6 protein-coding genes and 2 pseudogenes are annotated in these 4,528 nt (G+C 72.1%); 3 read left to right on the top strand and 5 right to left on the bottom strand.

The window, feature by feature from the left end; genetic code table 11:
• Window positions 1–248 (top strand): annotated as a pseudogene (locus G3I19_RS34725) (hypothetical protein); the annotation flags it as partial.
• A 90-nt stretch (window positions 249–338) separates the two neighbouring features.
• Window positions 339–1,037 carry an alpha/beta hydrolase gene (locus G3I19_RS34720; protein ID WP_164267677.1) on the top strand — a complete coding sequence of 233 codons (699 nt, stop codon included), beginning with the start codon at window positions 339–341 and terminating at the stop codon, window positions 1,035–1,037.
• Window positions 1,038–1,061: 24 nt separating this feature from the next.
• Here G3I19_RS34720 and G3I19_RS34715 read toward each other — a convergent pair whose 3' ends face one another.
• From G3I19_RS34715 to G3I19_RS34705, 3 genes are all read right to left on the bottom strand, one after another.
• The gene (locus tag G3I19_RS34715) at window positions 1,062–1,301 is read right to left on the bottom strand and encodes a hypothetical protein (RefSeq protein ID WP_164267676.1); all 240 of its coding nucleotides are present in this window, start codon (window positions 1,299–1,301) and stop codon (window positions 1,062–1,064) included.
• Between the two features lie 35 nt (window positions 1,302–1,336).
• A complete protein-coding gene (locus G3I19_RS34710; protein ID WP_164267675.1) occupies window positions 1,337–1,492 on the bottom strand; it encodes a hypothetical protein in 156 nt (51 codons plus the stop codon).
• A 101-nt stretch (window positions 1,493–1,593) separates the two neighbouring features.
• Window positions 1,594–2,106, bottom strand: a complete 513-nt coding sequence (locus tag G3I19_RS34705; RefSeq protein ID WP_164267674.1) for a hypothetical protein — start codon at window positions 2,104–2,106, stop codon at window positions 1,594–1,596.
• Between the two features lie 277 nt (window positions 2,107–2,383).
• On the opposite strand from G3I19_RS34705, the gene G3I19_RS34700 reads away from it, so the two are divergent.
• Window positions 2,384–2,956: a dienelactone hydrolase family protein gene (locus G3I19_RS34700; protein ID WP_164267673.1), complete on the top strand. Its 573-nt coding sequence runs from the start codon at window positions 2,384–2,386 to the stop codon at window positions 2,954–2,956.
• 60 nt (window positions 2,957–3,016) lie between these two features.
• Here the strand turns inward: G3I19_RS34700 and G3I19_RS34695 are convergent, their stop codons facing one another.
• On the bottom strand, window positions 3,017–3,832 hold the full coding sequence (locus tag G3I19_RS34695) for an aminoglycoside phosphotransferase family protein (protein ID WP_164267672.1): 816 nt from the start codon (window positions 3,830–3,832) through the stop codon (window positions 3,017–3,019).
• A gap of 417 nt (window positions 3,833–4,249) precedes the next feature.
• Window positions 4,250–4,528, bottom strand: a pseudogene (locus G3I19_RS34690) (transcriptional regulator); the annotation flags it as partial.

Raw genomic sequence — 4,528 nt, 5'->3', positions numbered from 1 at the left:
CCACCGTCGCCGAGGCGGTCGTGGACCGGCGGTCGCGGGGCGCCGGGCGCGTATCGGTCGCGACCTGGCTGCTGGCCCCCGGCCTGTTCGCCGACCGCGTCCGTGACTGCGGCGCGGACGCGGCAGCCCGCCCGCTGGGAGCCCACCCGGCCCTGCTGGAGGTGCTCGCCGAGCGGGTGGAACGGGCTCTACGGGAGGGGATCGGCGCGCCGGGTCCGCAATGGGGCGGGGGCGCCAGAAGTGCGTGACGGGACAGCGGCCGCCGCTCCAGGTACGGCGCTGTTCGCCGTCAGCCGAGCCGGACGCACCCGGCCCGGGTGAGGCGACAGGATGGCCACATGAAGCGGATCTTCGTTCTCGTACACAGTCCGTCCGTTGGCCCTGCCACCTGGCACCCGGTGGCAGAACAGCTGGCGGCCGCAGGGCACCAGGTGCGTGTGCCGTCTCTGCTCCAGGTGGGCGCGGGCGGCCCGCCGTTCTGGCCCCGGATCGCTCAAGCCGTCCGGGACGACCTCGCCGGCATCCCGAAGGACCAGCCCCTGACACTGGTGGCACACAGCAATGCGGGGCTGGTCGTCCCGTCGGTCCGCTCAGGGCTCGACCACCCGGTGACCGGCTCTGTCTTCGTCGACGCCGCGCTGCCGGCCCGCACGGGACCGACGCCCGCCGCCCCACCCGAACTCCTGGAGTTTCTCCGCCCCATGGCGGTGGACGGCACACTGCCGCGCTGGACCGACTGGTGGGACGAGGCGGACATCGCGCCCCTGTTCTCCGACCCGGCGATGCGGCAGAAGGTCATCGCCGAGCAGCCGAGGCTGCCGCTCGCCTATTACGAGCAGCGCGTGCCGGTCCCCGATGGGTGGGACGACCACCCCTGTTCCTACCTGCTGTTCGGCCCTCCGTACGACGACACGGCCGCCGACGCCCGGGCGCGCGGCTGGCGGACGGCTCATCTGCCGGGCGCGCACCTGCACCAGATGGTCGACCCCGTCGGCACGGCCAGGCACCTCCTGGACCTCACTGCTGACGAGGCGTGACCCCGCGTCCGACCGCACCGGCGTTCACCGTGTGTCCCGGTCCCAGACATCGGCCGGTTCTCCGACCCACTCGCAGGGCCCGTCGTCGGCGGTGAGGTCCGCGCGGCGCGGCAGCCGGTCGTCGGCCCAGGGGCCGCAGCGGGGGAGAAGGGCCTGCAGGTCGTCGAGCGAGTGCGCGATACCCAGGCTGGTGGTGAAGTGCTTGACCTCGCGACCGCCGTAGGCCCGGACAGGCAGGACCGTGATGGGCTTGTCGGCGTTCATGGGCTCACCCCCGGTCCGGCTCACCCCGGTCCGGCTCATGTCGTGGAGTCGAAGTGGCCGCCGGCGGCGATGCGCTCACTGAACCGGGTGAGGGTCTCCTCGTCCAGCAGGCTGCCGTCCATGGCGAGCCATCGCGACGACAGCGACGGTTTGATCTCGTCGAGGGGGCGCCCTCGGTGAGTCGTGGACATTTCATTGAGTGTGGCTACCTGCTGAGCTGTCAGGCCGAGCTCGCCGTCGTCCATGGCTACCTCTCGTTCGGTTCCTTCAGTCGGGCGCATGGCTGCCTGTCTCAGCCGCTGTCGGCACTGGTGTCGCGTACGTCATCGGCGAAAATGACCTCGGCCGCCGAGCGGCGCATCGTCTCCAGCGTGGCGATCTGTCTTCGGGCCCGCTCCAGAAGTTCACCGAGCCGGGAGGTGTCCAGACGTGGGTCGTGGGAGGCCACCACGAGCAGAGTGCCCCAGATCAGGCTCTTCCCCTCGATCCCGAGCCGCAGGGTCTCCAGCTCGATGAAGGTGCTCAGCCCGGAGCGCCGGTACAGAGCGCCGTTCGGTTTCAGGCGTCCCAGCCTCTCGGCTGCCCAGCCCCCGTAGATCTTGTAGCGGCGCGCGGGCACCCCGAGTGTCCCCATGAGCCCGAGGAGCGCCTCGCGGTCCTCGGCGATCTCCTCGGCGATGCGCTGCAGGTCCGGGCCCCGGACCGAGTGCCGGTTCTGGCGGGCGATGCGCCGTGCGATTCCGACGCCGAAGGTGGCCCCCATGAGGTGGTCGTTCAGATAGATGCCGAGCTTGTCGGTATGCATCCTGAGCCCTTTCCGGCCGTACGCGGCGATCTCCTCCACGGCGCGGCCCGTACACCTGCCCGCCGACGACCTGGGCCGGCCCGGCCCGGTGCGCCGTGCCACGACAGCGACCCCGCTACCACAGCAAACCGCGACAGAACTGAATCGACCACACGAAATGGCGGGCAGGGGGCCGAACGGACCAGGGACCGGGGCGCTGCGGAGGCCAGGACCGGCAGCGGCACCGTCCGCTAGCCTCATGGACCATGAGCCGGACAGGTCACTGCTGGAGGCTGGGATGACCGACGTTGTGCTGTTCCATCACGCCCTGGGGCTCACCCCCGGAGTCACCGGATTCGCCGGGACGCTGCGCCGGGCCGGGCACACGGTGCACACGCCCGACCTCTTCGAAGGCCGGACGTTCAACACCCTGGACCAGGGCATGGGCTACATCGGGCAGATCGGGTTCGGCGAGGTGATCGGGCGCGGCACCCGTGCCGTGGAGGACCTGCCCGCGGACCTCGTCTACGCCGGCTTCTCCGTGGGCGTACTCCCGGCACAGAAGCTGGCGCAGACCCGGCCCGGAGCGCGCGGGGCACTGCTGTACTACGCGTGTGTCCCGGTCACGGAGTTCAGCCCGGCCTGGCCGCCCAATGTTCCGGCGCAGGTGCACGGCATGGACGCCGACCCGGTCTTCGCCGGCGAGGGCGACATCGACGCGGCCCGGTCGCTCGTCGCGTCGGCCGAGCAGGCCGAGTTGTTCCTCTACCCGGGTGACCAGCACTACTTCGCCGACAGCACGCTCGCGTCGTACGACCCGGATGCGGCTGCCCTGCTGCTCGACCGCACACTGGCGTTTCTGCAGGGATGAGACCTGATGCCCGGGGCCCGGGGCCCGGGGCCTGAGCTTGTTCTTCGGCCTCCGGGCCGGTCAGTCCAGCAGGCCCGCCGTGAACACCTCTCGGTGGGCCGCGAGCCACTCCTGAATGCGGTCCCACCGTCGCCAGCCACCGCGCTCGGACAGTACCCGTGTGTAGACGGGATCGCCGTCGGCCACCCGGCCGGCGACGAAGGCCCGGCAGGATGCGGTGGCCTGCTCGATGACTCCGGGGAGCTCAGTGCGCTGCTGCGGGGAGAGGCCGTAACTGTCGGCGAGGAGTCGCAGTCGCTTCGGGACGTCCAGCCCGGGCGGGTGGAGGGCTGCCGCCGACTCGGGATCCAGCGCAGGGGCCCAGTAGCGGGCGGTCATGGCGACATCCCACAGGGGTCGTCCCGGCGCCGCAAGATCGAAATCGATCAGCGCCGTGGCACGGCCGTCACGGAAGACGACGTTCTCCGGGCAGACGTCGTTGTGGCACAGCACCGTTCCTCCCTCCGGGTCGGCCAGAGCCCGGGGCCACGCGGCGCGGGTGTCGACAGCGATGGCTGAGCCGGCGTCGTGCAGGCGCCGTAGCAGGCTGCCCACCGAACGCAGAGCGGTCTCCGTCATCACCCAGCGAGGAAACGGCGGCAGCGCAACGTCCCCGGGGATGTAGGTCAGCTGCTCGCGGCCGTCCGCGGTGAGCCGGACCGGGGTCGGAGCCGCGTCGAAGCCCTGCGCATCGAGCGCGCGGAGGTGGGCGTGAAGGGCGTGCGCGGTGGGCGGCGCCGGGCGTTCCACCAGGGCACCGCGGCGGGAGACCGCGCCCGCGTTCGCCATGCCGCCGTTGAGAGCTTCGCCCTCTGCCGTCCCGCCCTCGGATGTCATACCGATCACGCTACCGGCGGTCGGTACTGGTGGGGCCGGATCCGATGGGCGCTTCGAACTCGCGCTCCCCTGCCGGGCGCCCTGTCCTGGCCGCGCACGTCTCACTGTGGCTCGACGCGCTCCGCTCCGGCCCGGCTGACGATGCCACCGCGGTCACCGCCGCCCCGTCCGCGGCGTCCTCGGGCGGCTCATCGCGGCCGGCCAGTGGGCGCCGGGCCGGGTGGCTACTCGGAGCGCCGTGGCGACAGTCCGTCCAGCGCCATGCCGACTGCCCTGTCCACGACGGCCCGGTCCGCCCCGGCTGCCCAAGTGCCCCAGCGTCTCAAGGTAATTGGCCTGGCAGGCCCGGGCCGCTACCTGGCGCCGCTGTCTGGAACGGCCTGTCGCCGCCAGATTCCTGCCCCGGAGGCGGCCGCTTCACCGTGCCGGGGTGCTCGTCGGGCCCGGCGGGCCCGTGGGGAATTCCTGGACGCCCAGCACCCGCAGCAGTTCCAGCCGCTCGCGTGTCTCGGTGTCCGCCGGGGTGAGTACCAGCAGCTGCTGGCCCTGGTCGGGGGTGACCAGGGTCTCGCAGTCCATCAGCAGACGGCCCACCCGCGGGTGCAGCAGCGTCTTGCGGTCGGCTCGTCTGACCGCCACCTCGTGGTCGGCCCAGAGCCGGCGGAAGTCGGGGCTCGCGGCCCGCAGCCGGTCGAC

Origin of the sequence: Streptomyces sp. SID10853, from assembly GCF_010548145.1 — a bacterium.
GTDB lineage: Bacteria > Actinomycetota > Actinomycetes > Streptomycetales > Streptomycetaceae > Streptomyces.
Note: the sequence above shows the minus strand (reverse complement) of the source record. Positions and strands in the feature narration are given on the sequence as shown.

Excerpts from the sequence above, each read along its gene's own strand:
- G3I19_RS34700 (WP_164267673.1), top strand. The coding sequence starts at position 2,384 with ATGACCGACGTTGTGCTGTTCCATCACGCCCTGGGGCTCACCCCCGGA.
- G3I19_RS34715 (WP_164267676.1), bottom strand. The coding sequence starts at position 1,301 with ATGAACGCCGACAAGCCCATCACGGTCCTGCCTGTCCGGGCCTACGGC.
- G3I19_RS34695 (WP_164267672.1), bottom strand. The coding sequence starts at position 3,832 with ATGACATCCGAGGGCGGGACGGCAGAGGGCGAAGCTCTCAACGGCGGC.
- G3I19_RS34720 (WP_164267677.1), top strand. The coding sequence starts at position 339 with ATGAAGCGGATCTTCGTTCTCGTACACAGTCCGTCCGTTGGCCCTGCC.
- G3I19_RS34705 (WP_164267674.1), bottom strand. The coding sequence starts at position 2,106 with ATGCATACCGACAAGCTCGGCATCTATCTGAACGACCACCTCATGGGG.
- G3I19_RS34710 (WP_164267675.1), bottom strand. The coding sequence starts at position 1,492 with ATGTCCACGACTCACCGAGGGCGCCCCCTCGACGAGATCAAACCGTCG.